At 30.9% G+C, this 16699-nt stretch carries 14 protein-coding genes, 1 tRNA gene and 1 pseudogene; 10 read left to right on the plus strand and 6 right to left on the minus strand.

All coding sequences use genetic code 4. The features are described from left to right. Window positions 1-16: 16 nt before the first annotated feature. Complete coding sequence (locus NXS15_RS00225; RefSeq protein WP_259289869.1) at window positions 17-1246, minus strand: class I tRNA ligase family protein; 1230 nt, start codon at window positions 1244-1246, stop codon at window positions 17-19. Window positions 1247-1394: 148 nt separating this feature from the next. Between NXS15_RS00225 and parE the strand changes: the two genes are divergently transcribed. After that, a complete protein-coding gene (parE, locus tag NXS15_RS00230) occupies window positions 1395-3308 on the plus strand; it encodes a DNA topoisomerase IV subunit B (protein ID WP_259289870.1) in 1914 nt (637 codons plus the stop codon). A 25-nt stretch (window positions 3309-3333) separates the two neighbouring features. Then, the gene (gene parC / locus NXS15_RS00235; protein WP_259289871.1) at window positions 3334-5910 is read left to right on the plus strand and encodes a DNA topoisomerase IV subunit A; all 2577 of its coding nucleotides are present in this window, start codon (window positions 3334-3336) and stop codon (window positions 5908-5910) included. Window positions 5911-5962: 52 nt separating this feature from the next. On the opposite strand, the gene rbfA is transcribed toward parC, so the two are convergent. Both rbfA and NXS15_RS00245 read right to left on the minus strand, forming a co-directional pair. Beyond that, window positions 5963-6304: a 30S ribosome-binding factor RbfA gene (gene rbfA, locus NXS15_RS00240; RefSeq protein ID WP_259289872.1), complete on the minus strand. Its 342-nt coding sequence runs from the start codon at window positions 6302-6304 to the stop codon at window positions 5963-5965. Between the two features lie 416 nt (window positions 6305-6720). Further along, window positions 6721-7275, minus strand: coding sequence for an inorganic diphosphatase (locus NXS15_RS00245; protein ID WP_259289873.1), 555 nt, complete (start codon window positions 7273-7275; stop codon window positions 6721-6723). Between the two features lie 159 nt (window positions 7276-7434). Here NXS15_RS00245 and lpdA point away from each other — a divergent pair, with 159 nt between their 5' ends. From lpdA to NXS15_RS00270, 5 genes are all read left to right on the plus strand, one after another. Then, the gene (lpdA, locus tag NXS15_RS00250) at window positions 7435-8895 is read left to right on the plus strand and encodes a dihydrolipoyl dehydrogenase (protein ID WP_259289874.1); all 1461 of its coding nucleotides are present in this window, start codon (window positions 7435-7437) and stop codon (window positions 8893-8895) included. Window positions 8896-9008: 113 nt separating this feature from the next. Further along, a complete protein-coding gene (gene tapR, locus NXS15_RS00255; RefSeq protein ID WP_259289875.1) occupies window positions 9009-9668 on the plus strand; it encodes a TyrS-associated PheT N-terminal domain-related protein TapR in 660 nt (219 codons plus the stop codon). Then, window positions 9669-10907 (plus strand): tyrosine--tRNA ligase, encoded by a 1239-nt coding sequence (gene tyrS, locus NXS15_RS00260; protein ID WP_259289876.1) that lies wholly within the window; start codon window positions 9669-9671, stop codon window positions 10905-10907. Between the two features lie 11 nt (window positions 10908-10918). Then, window positions 10919-10992 (plus strand) — tRNA-Thr (locus NXS15_RS00265). A 270-nt stretch (window positions 10993-11262) separates the two neighbouring features. Next, entirely contained in the window at window positions 11263-11739 is a 477-nt protein-coding gene (locus NXS15_RS00270; RefSeq protein WP_259289877.1) for a nucleoside 2-deoxyribosyltransferase, read from the plus strand. A gap of 22 nt (window positions 11740-11761) precedes the next feature. Here NXS15_RS00270 and NXS15_RS00275 read toward each other — a convergent pair whose 3' ends face one another. The 3 genes from NXS15_RS00275 to NXS15_RS00285 form a co-directional block, all read right to left on the minus strand. After that, window positions 11762-12637 (minus strand): potassium channel family protein, encoded by an 876-nt coding sequence (locus NXS15_RS00275; RefSeq protein WP_259289878.1) that lies wholly within the window; start codon window positions 12635-12637, stop codon window positions 11762-11764. A gap of 136 nt (window positions 12638-12773) precedes the next feature. Then, complete coding sequence (locus NXS15_RS00280) at window positions 12774-13967, minus strand: acetate/propionate family kinase (RefSeq protein WP_259289879.1); 1194 nt, start codon at window positions 13965-13967, stop codon at window positions 12774-12776. Next, window positions 13967-14932 carry a phosphate acyltransferase gene (locus NXS15_RS00285; RefSeq protein WP_259289880.1) on the minus strand — a complete coding sequence of 322 codons (966 nt, stop codon included), beginning with the start codon at window positions 14930-14932 and terminating at the stop codon, window positions 13967-13969. Before NXS15_RS00285 ends, NXS15_RS00280 begins: the two co-directional genes overlap by 1 nt. Window positions 14933-15410: 478 nt before the next feature. Between NXS15_RS00285 and NXS15_RS00290 the strand changes: the two genes are divergently transcribed. From NXS15_RS00290 to NXS15_RS00300, 3 genes and pseudogenes are all read left to right on the plus strand, one after another. Then, on the plus strand, window positions 15411-15614 hold the full coding sequence (locus NXS15_RS00290) for a hypothetical protein (protein ID WP_259289881.1): 204 nt from the start codon (window positions 15411-15413) through the stop codon (window positions 15612-15614). Between the two features lie 43 nt (window positions 15615-15657). Further along, window positions 15658-16389, plus strand: coding sequence for a 2-oxo acid dehydrogenase subunit E2 (locus NXS15_RS00295; protein ID WP_259289882.1), 732 nt, complete (start codon window positions 15658-15660; stop codon window positions 16387-16389). A gap of 1 nt (window position 16390) precedes the next feature. After that, window positions 16391-16621 (plus strand): annotated as a pseudogene (locus NXS15_RS00300) (biotin/lipoyl-containing protein); the annotation flags it as partial. Window positions 16622-16699 lie beyond the last annotated feature (78 nt).

The raw sequence follows: 16699 nt of genomic DNA on the forward strand, positions 1-16699 counted from the left end.
TCCAATTCTTTATTTGTTAATAAAGACCGCTTTCCATTAATTTTTCTCTTAATTTATCAGCGTTTTCAAAATCTTTTTTATCAACAAATACACGTCATTTTTCGTATATTTCCAATATTTCTTGATATTTTGTTACGTCAGTTAGAGTGGGATGAATAATGTTAATAATTGTGTGAATATTAAGGGCGTTTTCAATAGACTCTGTTTTATTGAATAATTTTAGCTCTTCATTTAATAATAAATTGTATTTAGCAAAATCATAATTTGCTAACGCTTCAAAAATTTCATTTACTTTAGGAGATCTCTGAATTTTTAAATCAGTTCCGAGTTTAGAATAAATCTTAAATATTGCTTTTTTGTACTTAGTTTCGATTGTTTGTAAATTTGATAGTAATTCTTGCGTAATATTTATCGGCGCAGTGAATTTAGCTGTTAATAACATTAGTTTATAAACTTCGACTCCGTATGCGGCAAAAAATTCACTTGGTAGCACAACATTGCCTAATGATTTTGACATTTTGATACCTTCTAAATTGATCTGACCACTACGCAATCATTCTTTTGATAAATTTGATTTAAAAAGTGAATAATGTTGAATGTTTTCGTTCTCGTGATGTGGAAAGACTAAATCCATTCCGCCGCCGTGAATATCAACTCCGTATGAACCGAAATGTTTGGCAATTAAAGCACAACATTCAGTGTGTCAACCAGGTCTACCATCGCCAAATTTTGATGGGAATTTAATACCTTTAGTTGTTTTTTTTCATAGTGCAAAATCAGCTTTAAATTTTTTAGAGCTAAAGTCATCTTCGAATATCATTTTGTCAATGTTTTGTTTAGAAACAACACCATAGTTTTCAATATTTTTTTGAATATCAAATCAAACATTGCCACTATCATCAATATAAGCGCTTCCGCTTTTAACGATATTGTCAATATAATCAATAATTAAATCAATATTATCGGTGACTTTTTCAATATGTGTGATTGTGTCAATATTAAGTGATTTTAATAAGTCAAAATATTCTTTAGTGTATTTCTCGCTAACATCTTTTTCAGTGGTGTTAGTTTGAATTGCTTTGTCAATTATTTTATCGTCAATATCTGTTATATTGTGAATCAATGAATATTCTCTACCAAGAAATTTGTGAGCTTTTAATACTAAATCAAAAGTTGTAATTGGCCGTAAATTCCCAATGTGAGGAGTGCTATATACAGTCGGCCCGCATAAATAAATTTTTAACATGTCTTACATTATATATTAAAACAAGTACATTAAATTATTTGTTAAGTGGCACAACACTAAAAACAAAAAAATATTCACAATTAGGCCAATAAAATGCATGTTTATAAATAAGAATTGCTAATAATAAAAAAAATAGTATTATTAAAATATGCAAAAGTATGATGAAAATAGTATCCAACAATTGAAGGGATTGGAAGCTGTTCGTAAGCGTCCAGGTATGTACATTGGTAGTACCGATGTAAATGGATTGCACCATTTAGTTTGAGAAATAGTTGATAACTCAATTGACGAAGCATTAGCCGGATTTGCTAATGTTATTTCTGTAATTTTAACCAAAAACGGTTCAGTGATAGTTAAAGATAATGGTCGGGGAATACCGGTTGGTAAAACCAAAACCGGTAAGACGGCAGTTGAGCGTGTATTCACTGAATTACACACAGGTGGTAAATTTGATGATAGTGCTTATAAAACATCTGGCGGTCTACACGGAGTTGGTGCTTCGGTAGTTAATGCGTTGAGTATTAAATTAATTGCAACAGTGTATAAAGAAGGTGGAATTTATCAAACTGTTTTTGAAAATGGCGGTGAAATTACACAAAAAACAAAACTAATTGGTAAAACAAAAGAGAACGGGACAGCAGTAGAATTTTGACCTAATTACGAACTTTTTAAAAGATCGAAATTAAGCTACGAAAAAATATCCGAAAGATTAAGAGAAAGCAGCTTTTTAATAGCTGGTTTAAAGATAATTTTAATTGATGAAATAAAAGATTTATACACTGAATTTCAATACGAAAACGGAATAAGTGCATTTGTTGAATTTATGAATGATTCTAAGAATCCAATAGGTGAAGTATTCACATTCAGAGAAACAAAAAGAGATATTGAGGTTGAATGCGGTTTTCAATATACTGACAGTTATAATGAAACAATTTTGTCTTTTGTTAATAATGTTAAGACAAAAGATGGTGGAACGCACGAAACTGGTTTAAAATCAGCATTAACTAAAACATTCAACGAAATCGCCATGGATGAAAAAATAATAAAAGGTAAAAATACTTTTGACGGTGATGATATTCGTGAGGGCCTAACAATTATTTTGAGTGTGAAAATTCCTGAAAAATATCTTGAATTTGTCAGTCAAACTAAAGAAAAATTAGGAACACCTGAGGCAAAAAGCGTGGTCGAAGAAATTGCTCTAAAACACCTTAAAATGTGAAGTGTAGAAAATAAACCTTTAGTTAAAAAAATACTGGATAAAATCAAAAAAGCATCCGAAGCCAGAGCAAATGCTCGTCGTGCTCGTGCAGAGGCTAGATCAACTAAAAACGCTTTGAAAGAAAAGCAAATACTTAGTGGTAAATTAACTCCGGCCCAGTCAAAAATTGCTGCTGAAAAAGAATTGTTTTTAGTTGAAGGGGATTCAGCTGGTGGGACTGCTAAAAAAGGTCGAAATAGAAAATTTCAAGCAATATTACCATTACGTGGAAAAGTGTTAAACACTGAAAAAGCCAGATTATATGAAATACTTAAAAACGAAGAAATAGCCACAATCATAAACACAATTGGTGCTGGTGTTGGCGAAGATTTCGACATCAAAAAAAGTCAGTATGGCAAAGTAGTAATCATGACTGACGCCGATACTGATGGGGCACATATTCAAATATTGTTATTAACATTTTTCTTTAGACACATGCGTCAATTAGTTGATGCCGGAATGGTCTATATTGCCTTGCCGCCTTTATTCAAAATAGCAAGCGTAAAAAATAAAAAAGAAATTGTATACGCCTGAGATGAATTGGAATTAAAAGAAATTACACAAAAAAGTGCCTTTAAAAACGCCGAGGTGCAAAGATATAAAGGGCTCGGAGAGATGAATGCTGACCAAATTTGAGAAACAACTATGAACCCTGAAACTAGAACATTAATTCAAGTAAAAATTAATGATGTTACTTTAGCTGAAAGACGTGTGTCTACATTGATGGGTGACAATGCTGAACCTAGAAAAGATTGAATCAATGCTAATGTTGAATTTAGTTTAGAAGACGATTACCAAATTTAATAAAAATGTATGGGAAGGGATATATATGACTGATAAAAAGAAAAAAAAGATAGATGAAATAGTCGATAATATTGTTGCGGAAAACATTGATGCAATAATGGCCGATCGTTTTAGCAGATATTCTAAATATATCATTCAGCAAAGAGCCTTACCTGATGTGCGTGACGGTCTAAAACCAGTTCAGAGAAGAATCCTTTATTCAATGAGTGAACTGGGTTTGTTTGCTAATAAGCCTTTCAAAAAATCAGCCAGAGTTGTAGGGGATGTTATTGGTAAATATCACCCACACGGCGATAGTTCTATTTATGAAGCAATGGTTAGAATGGCTCAAGATTGAAAAATCGGTCACACCTTAATCGAAATGCATGGGAATGTCGGTAGTATCGATGATGACCCTGCTGCTGCCATGCGTTATACAGAAGTGAGATTGGCTAAAATCAGTGAATATATACTCGGAGATTTAAAGAAAAATACAGTAAAATACGCGCCAAACTTTGATGATAGTGAAAAAGAGCCGGTTGTTTTACCTTCAATAATTCCTAATTTATTGTTAAATGGAGCTAAAGGTATTGCTTCGGGTTATGCGACTGACATGCCACCACACAATTTAAATGAAATTATTGACGCCTCAATAGAATTGATTAAAAATCCGTTGATCACATTGCCTGAATTAATGAAATATATAAAAGGTCCCGACTTCCCAACGGGTGGTGTAATTTATGGAAATCAAGGTATTAAAGATGCATTCGAAACGGGTAAAGGACGTGTTGTTTTAGTATCAAAATACTTAATAAAAGAAGAAAAAAACAATAAATATATTGAAATTAGCGAAATTCCATACGGAGTGGTTAAAAGCAAACTTGTTAGAGATATTGACATTTTAATTTCAAGCGAAAACATCAATGGCTTACTTGAAATTAAAGATATGTCAGACCGTGATGGAATAAGCATTGTAATTACACTAGAAAAAAACGCAAATGTCGACACGATAATTAACTTTTTGTTGCAAAAAACAGAGTTACAAGTTTACTATAATACCAACAATGTAGCAATAGTTAATAACTCACCGCAATTGTGTAATTTACACAACTTATTGGGTCAATATATTGGACACGTAAAAGATATTAAAACTAAGACCTTAAAATTTGATCTGGCAAAATATCGTGCTAGACTCGAAATTGTTGAAGGTTTTATAAAAGTTTCTGAAATCACTGATGAAGTTATAGAAGTTATTAGAAATAGTGAGAATGGAAAGCAAGGTGTTATTGAAAATTTAGTTAAACATTTTGATTTTACAATCAATCAAGCTACAGCAATTGCTGAGTTAAGATTATACAGACTTTCCAAAACTGATAAAGCAGCATTTATTGCCGAAAAAGCCGACCTTGAAAAACTGATTAATCAGTGTGAGTTATTATTAAAACACCCAAGTAAATTTGATTTATGAATTATTGAATTATTGAAGGCGATCAAAAAAGAATTCGGTATTGAGCGCCGCACCGCTATCAATAAAGAAGAAATTAAAATTAAATACGATGAAGCTGATTTAGTTGCGAGCGAGGAAGTTCTTTTAGCAATAACAAGACACGGTTATATTAAGAGATTTTCACCTAAAGTTAATCAATCGAATGACTGGACAACATTTGCAATAAAAGAAGAAGATCGAATTATTTTCAGTAATAAAGTAAACACAACTGACAGCTTATTAGCCTTTACAAATATGGGAAATTATGCCCTAATACCTGTTTATAAATTGCAAGAAAGCAAATGAAAAGAGTATGGATCACACCTATCTGAATTTGTTGAATTATTGTCTGGTGAAGAGGTTGTTTCGGTTATAGCTGTTTCTGATTTTGAAATTGAAAACTATGTTTGCTTATTCAGTCGTGAAGGGCAAGGAAAACGTGTGTTATTGAAAGATTTTTATGTTTCGCGAAATAGCAAAACATTCACTGCTTTATTGTTAAAAAACAATGATGAATTAGTCGGAGCTAAACTTTCGGATGGCAGCAAAAGTATTCTTATTGCTACTAAAAAAGGGCTTGCTTCTTTATACAGTGAAGCGGATTTACAAGTCTATGGTGCTAAAGCAGCGGGAGTGAAATCGTGTTTTTTATCAGGCACAGATTTAATTGCTGATTTTGCTCTGGTCAATAAAAACGATATTGTCAATATTATTGCGAACGAAAAATATATTAAACGTATAAAAGTGTCAAATATTTCTAAAGTGTCTAAAAAACATTTAGGAAAACCGTTATTCCCTCAATTTAAAACAAAACCATTGACAATTCACGACATGATAACAAACGATGAAAGTTTTAAAATCTTTGTGAAAAATCAAAATAACGAAATAATTATCGAAGACATTTCTAATTATCCAGTTTCAACAGCTGAAGAAGGATTTTCAAAAATAAAAATTGATGCAATTCTAAACACTTCATTCAAATATGGTTCTTTAACAAAAGAAAAACCAAAAACAATTAAAAAAGAAACCAATAAAATTGAAACTAATGAAAAAAACAACAATACTTACTCAGACAGTCTTGATGATGTTTTAGATATGGATGTTGACGCAATTCTTAAAAAATACGATATTGATTAAACTTTTTCAAATCAAACAAAAAAACTTCAACTTTTTTGTTGAAGTTTTTTTGTTATTCTTCTGTCTTAATTTTTTGAAGTATTTTTTCAATTTTCATAGCGTCATCGATTACGTGATCTAATTCAAAGTGAATTTCTGGTACTTTACGTCAATTAAGAGCGTGCGATAATGTTTTTCTAATGTAGCCGGCAGCATTTCTGATTGCTTCAATACCGTCTTGTGATTTTTCACTAAAAGTTACAAAGACTTTTGCGTGTGAAGAATCTGCTGATAATTCACAATCAATAACAGTCGGGTTGATAATATTTACGTTTGTTAAATCAGTAGTAACAATTTGTGCGATCATTGTTTTTAACTGAGATTCTTTTCTTAGTGTGTTGATACTTTTGCTCATATTATCCTTTCTATAGGAGTTTATCTCCTTACTTTAATTATAATTTTTTTATTATGCAAATTTAAATGAGATTATATTTTATTGTAAATTTGTTTAGTCTAAACTTAATCTACTCACAGTATTGTAACAATACACACATAAAAAGCGGCATTAATTTAAAAACTATGAAAATTTAGTCGTTAATAGACAAAAAAACCTAAATTGAAATGCTTTCAAAGAAACAAATAAAGATTTTTGTATTTATACCAAAATGAAGAAAGTCAATTAAACTTTTATAAAATAAACGTTAGAAGTTATATCAAAAGTAGATCAAATCAACACTTAAAGACTACAAAACATTGCGAAATTGTCAAATTCGCAATGTTTTATATTTTAATTACTGCCTAAAATTGCTTTAAAAAACATAGAGTTTAACTCTATGCTTCGTATTTTTCAGGATGTAATTGCATCATTTTGGCGATAAATTCTTTTTTAGGCATTTGGCCGTATTTATCCATTAACTCTTTGCATTCTTGCAATTCTTCCAATGCTCATTCAACATTTTCAAAACCTGTTACTTTTGAAGCACCAGGTTTTTTTCAATTTTTGTAGTTGTTGAAAAACATTTCAACATTTTTTAAAAATGGTTCAGGTAATTGATCTAAAGTAGTAATTGCGTCTAATCTATAATCATCAGCGTGGACTGCAATTAATTTGGTATCAGTTTCGCCTGAATCAATCATTTTCATTGCACCAATAATACGTGCGTTCAATAATGAACCTGGAACAAATGTTTCTGGTGAATAAACTAATACATCTAGTTCATCGCCATCTCAATCAAGTGCATTTGGTATAAAACCATAATTTGCCGGATATACAAAATCTCCTCTCAATATTCTATCCACGTGCAATTGACCATCTGCACGATCAAATTCATATTTAATATTTGATCCTTTTTGGATCTCAATTTTAACTTCTACTATATTTGACATACTTTAATTATAAGCATTTTAATGCTATCTCGCAAAATTTAATTAAATATGTAAAATTAATACCATTTTTGGACATTTTTTTATTAAAAAGAAAATTTATTTTTATAATTATATTATTAAAAATGGCAAAAATAATTTTGCCGAAAAGAAAGGATTATTATGAAAAAAGCTTTTAGCGAAAAAGGCGTAGCATACACAGGTAATGTTGACGCTGAATACGAAGTTATTATCGTCGGGGCTGGTCCAGGGGGATATTTAGCAGCCGAAGAACTTGGTAAATCAGGCAAAAAAGTTCTTATTATTGAAAAAGAATTTTGAGGCGGTGTTTGTTTAAATGTTGGATGTATTCCTACAAAAGCAATGTTAGCTTCTGCACACGTTTTAGACATTCTTAAAAATGCTGCTAGCTATGGTGTTGTTGCCAACTTAGAAGATATTAAAGTTGACAAACAAGAAACATGAAGAAAAATGCACGAAAGAAAAGCTGCTGTTGTTAAACAAATTTCTGGTGGTGTAAAAATGCTTATGAAAGGTTCAAAAGTAGCCATCGAAGAAGGACACGCAGAATGACTATCTTCACACGTTGTTAAAGTTAATGACAAAGTTTACAGAGGTGAACACATTATTATGGCAATGGGTAGTCGTGCACGTAAACTTGAACAATTACAAGGTTTTGAACAAGGTTACAAAGATTTCAAACTACTTTCATCACGTGAAGCAATTAATTTTGACAAAGAATTACCGGCTAGTGTAACAATTGTTGGTGGTGGTGTAATTGGTGTTGAATTTGCTCAAGTTTTTGCTACAGCAGGTTCAAAAGTAACTATTATCCAAAATACAGATTCATTACTAACCGGAATGGATAAAGACTTAATTAAAGAAATTACTAAACACTTTAAATCAGCTGGTATTGAAGTTATTTACAACGCTTCAACAAATGGTTTAAACGAAGCTAAAGAATTAATGTACGAAGTTAACGGTGAACAAAAAACAATTCTTTCAGATGTTTACTTAATTGCTGTCGGACGTATTCCAAATTCACACGGTTTAGAAAACACAGGTGTTGAATTAGGCCAAAGAAAAGAAGTGTTGGTTGATGAATACATGCGTACAAATGTTGAAAATGTATACGCTATAGGGGACTTAACTGCTCAAAATATGTTAGCACACGTTGCTTACCAACACGCTCTAACAGCTGTTGCTCACATTTTGGGACACGATGTTAAATACGAACTTACAAAACCAGTTCCAGGTTGCATCTACACACACCCCGAAATTTCTGTAATTGGTATAACAGAAGAAAAAGCAAAAGAATTAGGAATGGATGTATTTTCAGCTAAATACTCATTTGGATATTTAGGAAAAGCTATCGCAACTAAAGATACATCAGGTTTTGCTAAATTAGTTGTTGACCGTTCTACAGGTCTAATTGTTGGTGCTGCTATTATTGGTGCAAATTCAACTGACTATATCGCTGAAATCGGAATGGCAATGCAACACAAACTAACCGTTTCAGACATTACCTATACAACTCACCCACACCCAACATTCAACGAAATTGTTTGAGAAGCAGCTCGTTCAGCTCACTTAAAACTTGAATTAGAAAAAGCAAAAAAATAATTCACTAATATTCTTTAAAAAGAGACATAATTCTGTCTCTTTTTAAATTTGCAGAATATTCAAATAACAATGAGTATTAACAATTAGCCATTTTAATATATAATTTAAAGACTATGGCTATGTTATTTAATTACAATAAAGAATTTAAAAATACATTTGAACTTGTTTTCAATTCATCTATTCAAAGCGAAAAAAATTTAGTGATAAACACTGATGAATATAAGTTTTCAATAAACTATGCAAACAGCAATGACTTAAGAGTTAGCTCAATTATCGTTAGTTCAAAAAACCAATTAATAGAACAAAAACAATTTTCAATTGCTAGCAATCATTTAATCAATACAATTATTGAAAAAATCAATAAAAACACTGAATTTAAATTCATTTTTGAAGATATCGCAAACATCAAAATCGGTAAAATAATCGAAAGAAAATCTCATCCTAAAAGCGAAAAATTATTTGTTCTAAAGGTTAATTTTGGTGAGTATAGCAAAACAATCATTACCAATACAACATATACGACAGAAGGTAAATATTTAGCTTGATACATGAATGGTTCAATTACACCTGGCGGACTAATAATTAAAAATGGTGAAGTTATGGGTGTAATGAGTGAAGGAATGCTATGTAGCGCAGATTCTTTATCTCTGAGTGAATATACTAATGAATTTGAAAACAATGTACTGGCGAAAATTAGTGAACCTGATAATTATTTAGGCAAAAATATAGAAACGGTTTATACAGAATTGATAAACAAAACCGAGGAGAAATAAATGAATATCATTGAAGAATTAAAACAAAGGGGTATTTTAAAACAAATAAGCAACATTGACAAATTCAATAAGCTAGTCCCTTCACAAACAAGGGTATATGGCGGTTTTGACCCAACAGCTAAAAGCCTTCATCTAGGTAATTACATGTTAATGTCAACTCTTAAAAGATTCAAAGATGCTGGTTTCAATGCTGTTGCTCTTATCGGTGGTGCAACAGGTATGATAGGCGATCCTTCGTTCAAAGATTCTGAACGTGTATTACTGGACAATGCACAAGTAGTTGAAAATAAAAACAGAATTAGAAAACAACTTGAAGCCATTGGTCTAGAAGTTTTTGACAATTTTGATATTTACAAAAATATGAATGTTTTAGAATTTCTAAGAGACGCTGGTAAATTAATAAATATCTCATACATGTTAGCAAAAGACTCTGTTTCTTCTCGTATTGAAAGAGGTCTATCTTTCACTGAATTTGCTTATCAATTACTGCAGGGTAATGACTTTTTAGAGCTATATAAAAACAAAAATGTGATGGTACAAGTCGGCGGAAGTGACCAATGAGGTAATATCACAACTGGTCTAGACATGATTTCGAAAGTAGTTGGCGATAATAATTCAAAAGCTGTTGGGATTACATTAGATTTACTAACAGATGAAAACGGTAAAAAAATTGGTAAAAGTACAGGTGGTGGTTCATTGTGACTAGATAAAGAAATGTCTTCGCCATTTCACATGTATCAATATTTATACAATCAAACTGACGCCATTGTTGAAAAACTATTATTATGATTAACGTTTATTGATATTGAAAAAATTAAAGAAATCATGATAGAACACAATACAAACACATCTGCTCGTTTTGCACAAAAAAAATTAGCCTACAATGTTGTAAAAGATATTTTTGGAGAAAGTGAAGCAAAAATTGCTGTCAATATCACTAAGATATTATTTGATAAAGGTTTTGACGCATCAAGCTTAACTATCCAAGATCTTGAACAAATGCAATTATATTTACCGGTTTCAAATATTGCAATCAATGAAAATATAGTCGATAACTTAATAATGAATAAATTCATTTCTTCAAAAAGAGAAGCGAGAGAATTTATCAATAATAAGGCACTTAGAATTGATGACCAAATCATTGACGAAACAACACAATTCAACCCTCAAAAATACGGCAATAAATTCGCCATTTTCAAAAAAGGTAAAAAACAAACAATAATTTTAAAAGCAATCTAATTGCTTTAAATGCCAGTTTCGCTTAGTGGTAAAGCAGTTGACTCGTAATCAATAGCCACGGGTTCGATTCCCGTAATTGGCACCATATAATTAATAATTACCATTTCAAAATCAGTCTAAAAATTACTATTCAATATAAAACAATAAAATTTAAACAAAAACATTTGTTTAAATTTTTTATATATCTAATTTGTCAAACATAAATCAATTATTTAAGTCAATAAATACTGAATTAATATGAGTAAAATTTGGTTTTTTTAAGCTAAATTAACATAGTGAAATTTAATGAATATTTTATTTGTTATGTCCTCAATATATCTATAATTAGAGTGTACGAACAAGGAGAAAAAACAATATGAAAAAGATTTATTTTGCTAACGCTTTATTCTCGCAAGCGGAATTAGCATTTAACGAGCAAGTTGTGAAAAGAATAAGAGAATTAGGTAAATATGAGGTCTATTTACCACAAGAAAACTTTTCAATTAACGATAAAACAAAAGTTGCTGATTCGGAAAAAATATATCTAGCCGACAAAAAAGAATTGGAAGATTCACAAATTATTGTCGCAGTTTTAGATGGATTAGTAATAGATCCGGGAGTGGCAGCAGAAATTGGTATGGCGGCTCAAAGAGGAATGAAAATTTATGGGCTAATTACTGATTCTAGACGTACAGGTTATTTACAAAGAAATGATGCACGCTTGGATTTAATATGTAATTCAAAAGCTGAATCTCAATTTATGTATTTCAATTTATTTGTTATTGGAGCAGTTAAAGCTAACGGGCATTTATTCGACAATGTCGATGACTTAATTAAAGAACTAGATAAGTAAAAAATAGCATCAAATTTTGATGCTATTTTTTGCTTCGTTTTTTATTTTCTAATTGAGATTTCAATTCGTGAATGAAACCACCAGCAATAACACCACTTGGTATGGCGAATATTGCTATACCAATTAATGAAAGCACAATTACCATTATTCGACCGATTTGTGTTGCCGGAGTTAGATCGCCATAACCAATAGTTGTCATCGTTACGGTTGTAAAATATATTGCCTTTAAAAACTGATTTCCATCCGGTACTGTTTGGCCTTCTTTTTTCATAAATATTCCGGTAACTTTGTCATATTCTTCTAAGTAAAAGATAATAGAGAATATTAAAATCACAAATATAATGAATATAAACGTGTATATTAATACTGATTTTTCTTTTTTAAAGACACTAAATAGAGCAGCAAAAGGTTTGAAATAAGAGAGCAAGAAAAATAATCTGATTATTCGAACAAGGACTAAATAACGTAATTTAGAAGCTTCTGTTTTGGAAAAACCGGTGTAAATTAAAAGTTGATTAATTGATGGCACCATTATCAAAATCAATAATATACCGATAAAACTAAATGGAAATTTAATTAGATTTAGCAACGGCTTTTTGCCTTTAAACGATATTAAGAACCATAGGAAAAAATCGGCAATTGCAATGATAATAACCAATAAGTCGTTTATACCTAATAGGTAACTTAAAAATTTATGATTTTCTATCACGCTTTTGTCAGCGGCTATAGCTGAAAGAGATGTGAAATAGACAATAAATATTGTTATCATATAGATACGACGAAGAATTTTTGTCATTGTGTGATGTTTATCATCAATTTTAGACATATCACGTGAAGAAGTGACAATAACTTCAGTGATATTACGGAACGTATTCCAATTTTTTGTGTTTTTATTCATGTTTGAATTATATAAAACTTATTGTTTCAGATAGAAACAATAATAATTTCGATTCAATTTATGCAGTTATTGAGCGCTGTTTTGTGTCTGTGGAATATTAAAAAATGCCTTTGTTTTTTACAAAGACATTTTTTAATTATTCATCATGTGATTTTACTAATTCTTTTGCATAACGAGCTATAATAATTTCTTCGTTAGTTCTAACTTTAAATACAGGGAATTCTGATGCAGGAGTTGAAATTTCAAGAAAATCATTATAATCTTGCACGTTTTTAGGTGCTGATAATTTAATACGGTATGAGTTCAATCCTTTTACAATCATGTCTCTTATAACAGGGTCGTTTTCACCTATACCGGCAGTAAATACTAACGCATCGATTCTTTCGCCAATTTTATTTAAATAACTTGAAATATAATCAACTGCTCTAGCAACAAAAATGTCTATAGCAAGTTTTGCATTATTGTTTGTGTTGTAAACATCGTGTAAGTCACGAATGTCATTTGATACACCCGATACACCTAAAAGTCCTGACTTTTTGACCATCATATCGTGAACTTCTTGAATATCTTGTTTTTCAACACGAACTAAGTAATCTGTAATTCCAGGGTCAATAGCTCCAGGTCTTGTTCCCATCATCAATCCGTCCGATGAACTAAAACCAACAGTAACATCGATAGATTTAGAATCTTTAACAGCACAAACAGAAGAACCTGAACCTAAGTGTGCAATGACTACATTAACTTTTTTCTTGTTCAAAATTTTTTGCATTTTGTGTGTTACATATTCATGTGAAAGACCGTGGTATCCGAATTTAAAAATGTGGAATTTATCACTTCACTCACGTGCAATTGGGAATATTCTGTTTACATCTGGAATTGATGTGTGGAATGCTGTATCTTGGCAAATAACTTTTGTTACATTTGGAAGTGAATTTTCAAAACCGGCTACAGCATCTAGAGTTGCTGGTGCATGTAAAGGTATAAATTTAGTAGCTTCTTGAATGCCTGCTCTAACATTTTCGTCAAAAATTACTGGCGAAAGGAAGTTGTGGCCTGCGAATGGGGTTCTAAAACCTACAACTTCAATTTCGCTAAAATCATTTACCACACCGATTTTTCCTCAAAATTTCAATAATTCGGCAACAGCAACTGTATGATTAGGTAAATCAACTTTGTGTTCGTATGTTCTACCATTCATTTTAATAATTATGTTTCCGTCTAGATTAATTCGTTCACATAATCCTTTAGCTAGAACCTCCATTTTAGTGTATGAATATAAAGCTCATTTTAAACTTGAGCTACCGGCATTAACTGTTAATATTTTTTTCATTATAGAAAATCATATCCTTTCAATATTGTGATCGATGTAACATCGATGACATCTTGTACAGTGGCACCACGGCTAAAGTCATTAATTGCACCGTTAACACCAACCATGATTGCACCAACAGCACCATATCCGCCCATTCTTTGTGCAACTTTACATGCGATGTTGCAACTTTCTAAGTTAGGGAAAACAAAAACTCCGGTAGGTTCTTGCGTTGCTGATGGGAATTTGTGTTTTCTAACATTTAAGTCATATGCTGAATCAAATTGTAATTCACCTTCAATTACATTTAAACCTTTTTCTAATGATAATTTCACTGCTTCTCTAACTAAATCAGGGTTTTCCCCTTTTCCTGAACCATTTGTTGAATATGTTAAGAATCCACCTAATGAGTTCATGTTCATTGATTTAGCAAAATCAATGGCATTTTTTGCAATATCAACTAGTTGATTAACATCTGGTTTTTGAACTGTTGAAGGGTCTGTGAAAATAATTTTTTCGTCGCCTTTGTGCATTACGATAATAGATGACATTGTTTTAACACCTGGTTTAGGACCAACACATTTAAAAGCGGCTCTTAAAATATCTTGTGTTGAATAAATTAAGCCGCCAACTGCGCTATCAATGTCTTTATTTCTAATCATCATCGCACCGTAATATGGACGGTAAGCACATAGTTCGCGTGTTTGTTCAATTGTTTCTTTACCCTTTCTGATTTCGGCCATTAATTGAGCGTATTTTTCAATTGATTCACTTTCATCTTCTAGAACAATATTTTTTAACCCGTCATCAACGATTTGATCTCTTGTTTCTAAAAGCATTACTGGTTTGGCTAAGTTATTTTTTTGTAGAAAAAGAGCTGCCTCTCTTGATCTTTTATCATCACCGTCTATAAATAGAACAGATAGAATTTTTTCCTTACTTTTTTTTGTTAGTAAGTCATTTATATAGTTACTATAATTCGCCATTTTATCTCCTTAAAAAACTTATTTTTTGTACATTTTAATTTTATATTCTTTACAGAAAAAATATTGATAAAAAAAGATTTTTATCTATAAAAAAATTTTTTATTATTTTTTGTACGATTTAGCAAAGGACCAATATCAATTAAAATAAATATAATTAGTAAAATGAAACATAAAAGTCTTTGTTTATAAAATATGAACTTTATTTTTCCACAAATTTCCATAATGGGAACAATTTCCTATAAAGTATGTCATCAAAATAAATTGCTTATTTTTTAATTTTTCAAAAAGACTTATTTAAATTTAAAAAAGTAATAAAAAACCAAATTTAATAAGTAAATATAAATTTATATGGAATTGATTTTAATATATAATAATGATAGCAGTTTAGCGATTGTATTGTCATGCATCAATACATCCATTATCGTCAAATTGCAGAATTAATAAATTCGAATTTATATTTCACAACAAGGAGACACACATGTCAAACGAAGAAAAAAAAGAACAAGGCGCGCCTGCTGTTGTAGGACAAATTAAAGTTTCAGATGAAATGCTAGATTTTTCATCATTTAAAAAAGCTACAAAAAATGTTGCTCCAAAAAAAGAAGAAGTTAAGGATGGTGATCTTACACCACGTGAAAGAGCAATTCTTGAAAGATTAAAAGCTAAAGCTGAAAATAAATAATAAAAAATTAAATTAATAAGGTTTATAGAAAAGAGGATAACAAATGTCAGAAATGATTAAACCAAAAGATCTAGTAGCTAAAGTAGAAAAAATTCCACCAATTCGAAAAGCTATTGCTAAAAACCTTAAAAATGTAATGGATAACATCGCATATTGTGCACTTACACGTAAAGGTGATGCAACAACATTGTGAAATTACCGTAAAGCAAATGTTGCTAAAGTTTTAGAAAAAGATGGTGTTAAATTAACATTTTTATCTTGAATTACTAAAGCAACCGCAATCGCTTTAACTGAATTTCCTGCATTTTTAGGTTCATGAAACGCAGAAACCGGAGAAATTACATATCCAGATTCAGTAAATATTAATATTGCTGTTGATACACCATTTGGATTATTAGTTCCAGTAATCAGAAACGTTGAAAAACTTTCTGTTGTTGAAATCCAAAAAGAAATTGTTCGTCTTGCTGCATTAGCACAAGAAAGAAAAATTGGCCCTAAAGATATGGCGGGCGGAAACTTTACAATCACTAATGTTGGATCTGTTGGTGTACTACATGGTTCACCAATTCCAAATGGTGGTCAAGTAGGTATTCTTGCAGTTGGTGCCATTATGGACGAAGTTATCGTAAACAAAGATGGTTCATTCGCGCCATCAAAACAAATTTATTTATCTGTTGCTGCAGACCACCGTTGAGTAGATGGTGCTGATATGGCCAGATTGAATAATAGAATTATTGAATTACTACAAAAACCAGAATTATTAGGAGAATTATAATATGTTTAGAATGAAATTTACAGACATCGGAGAAGGACTACACGAAGGAACAGTTGCTGAAGTATTTGTTAAAGTAGGTGACTCAGTTTCTGAAGGAGATAACCTATTCTCAGTTGAAACTGATAAAATGACATCAGAAATTCCTGCACCAACAACAGGTGTTATTGCTGAAGTTCTAATTGAACCAGGTCAAGAAATCCACGTAGGTGAAGAAATCTTTGTTATCGAAGAAAAATAATAACTAAAAAAACACAGGCAACTGTGTTTTTTTCATAACCTCATGAGATTCGTGTGTTATACACATAAAATA

The organism is Mycoplasma sp. CSL7475-4, from assembly GCF_024834065.1.
GTDB lineage: Bacteria > Bacillota_I > Bacilli_A > Mycoplasmatales > Metamycoplasmataceae > Mycoplasmopsis.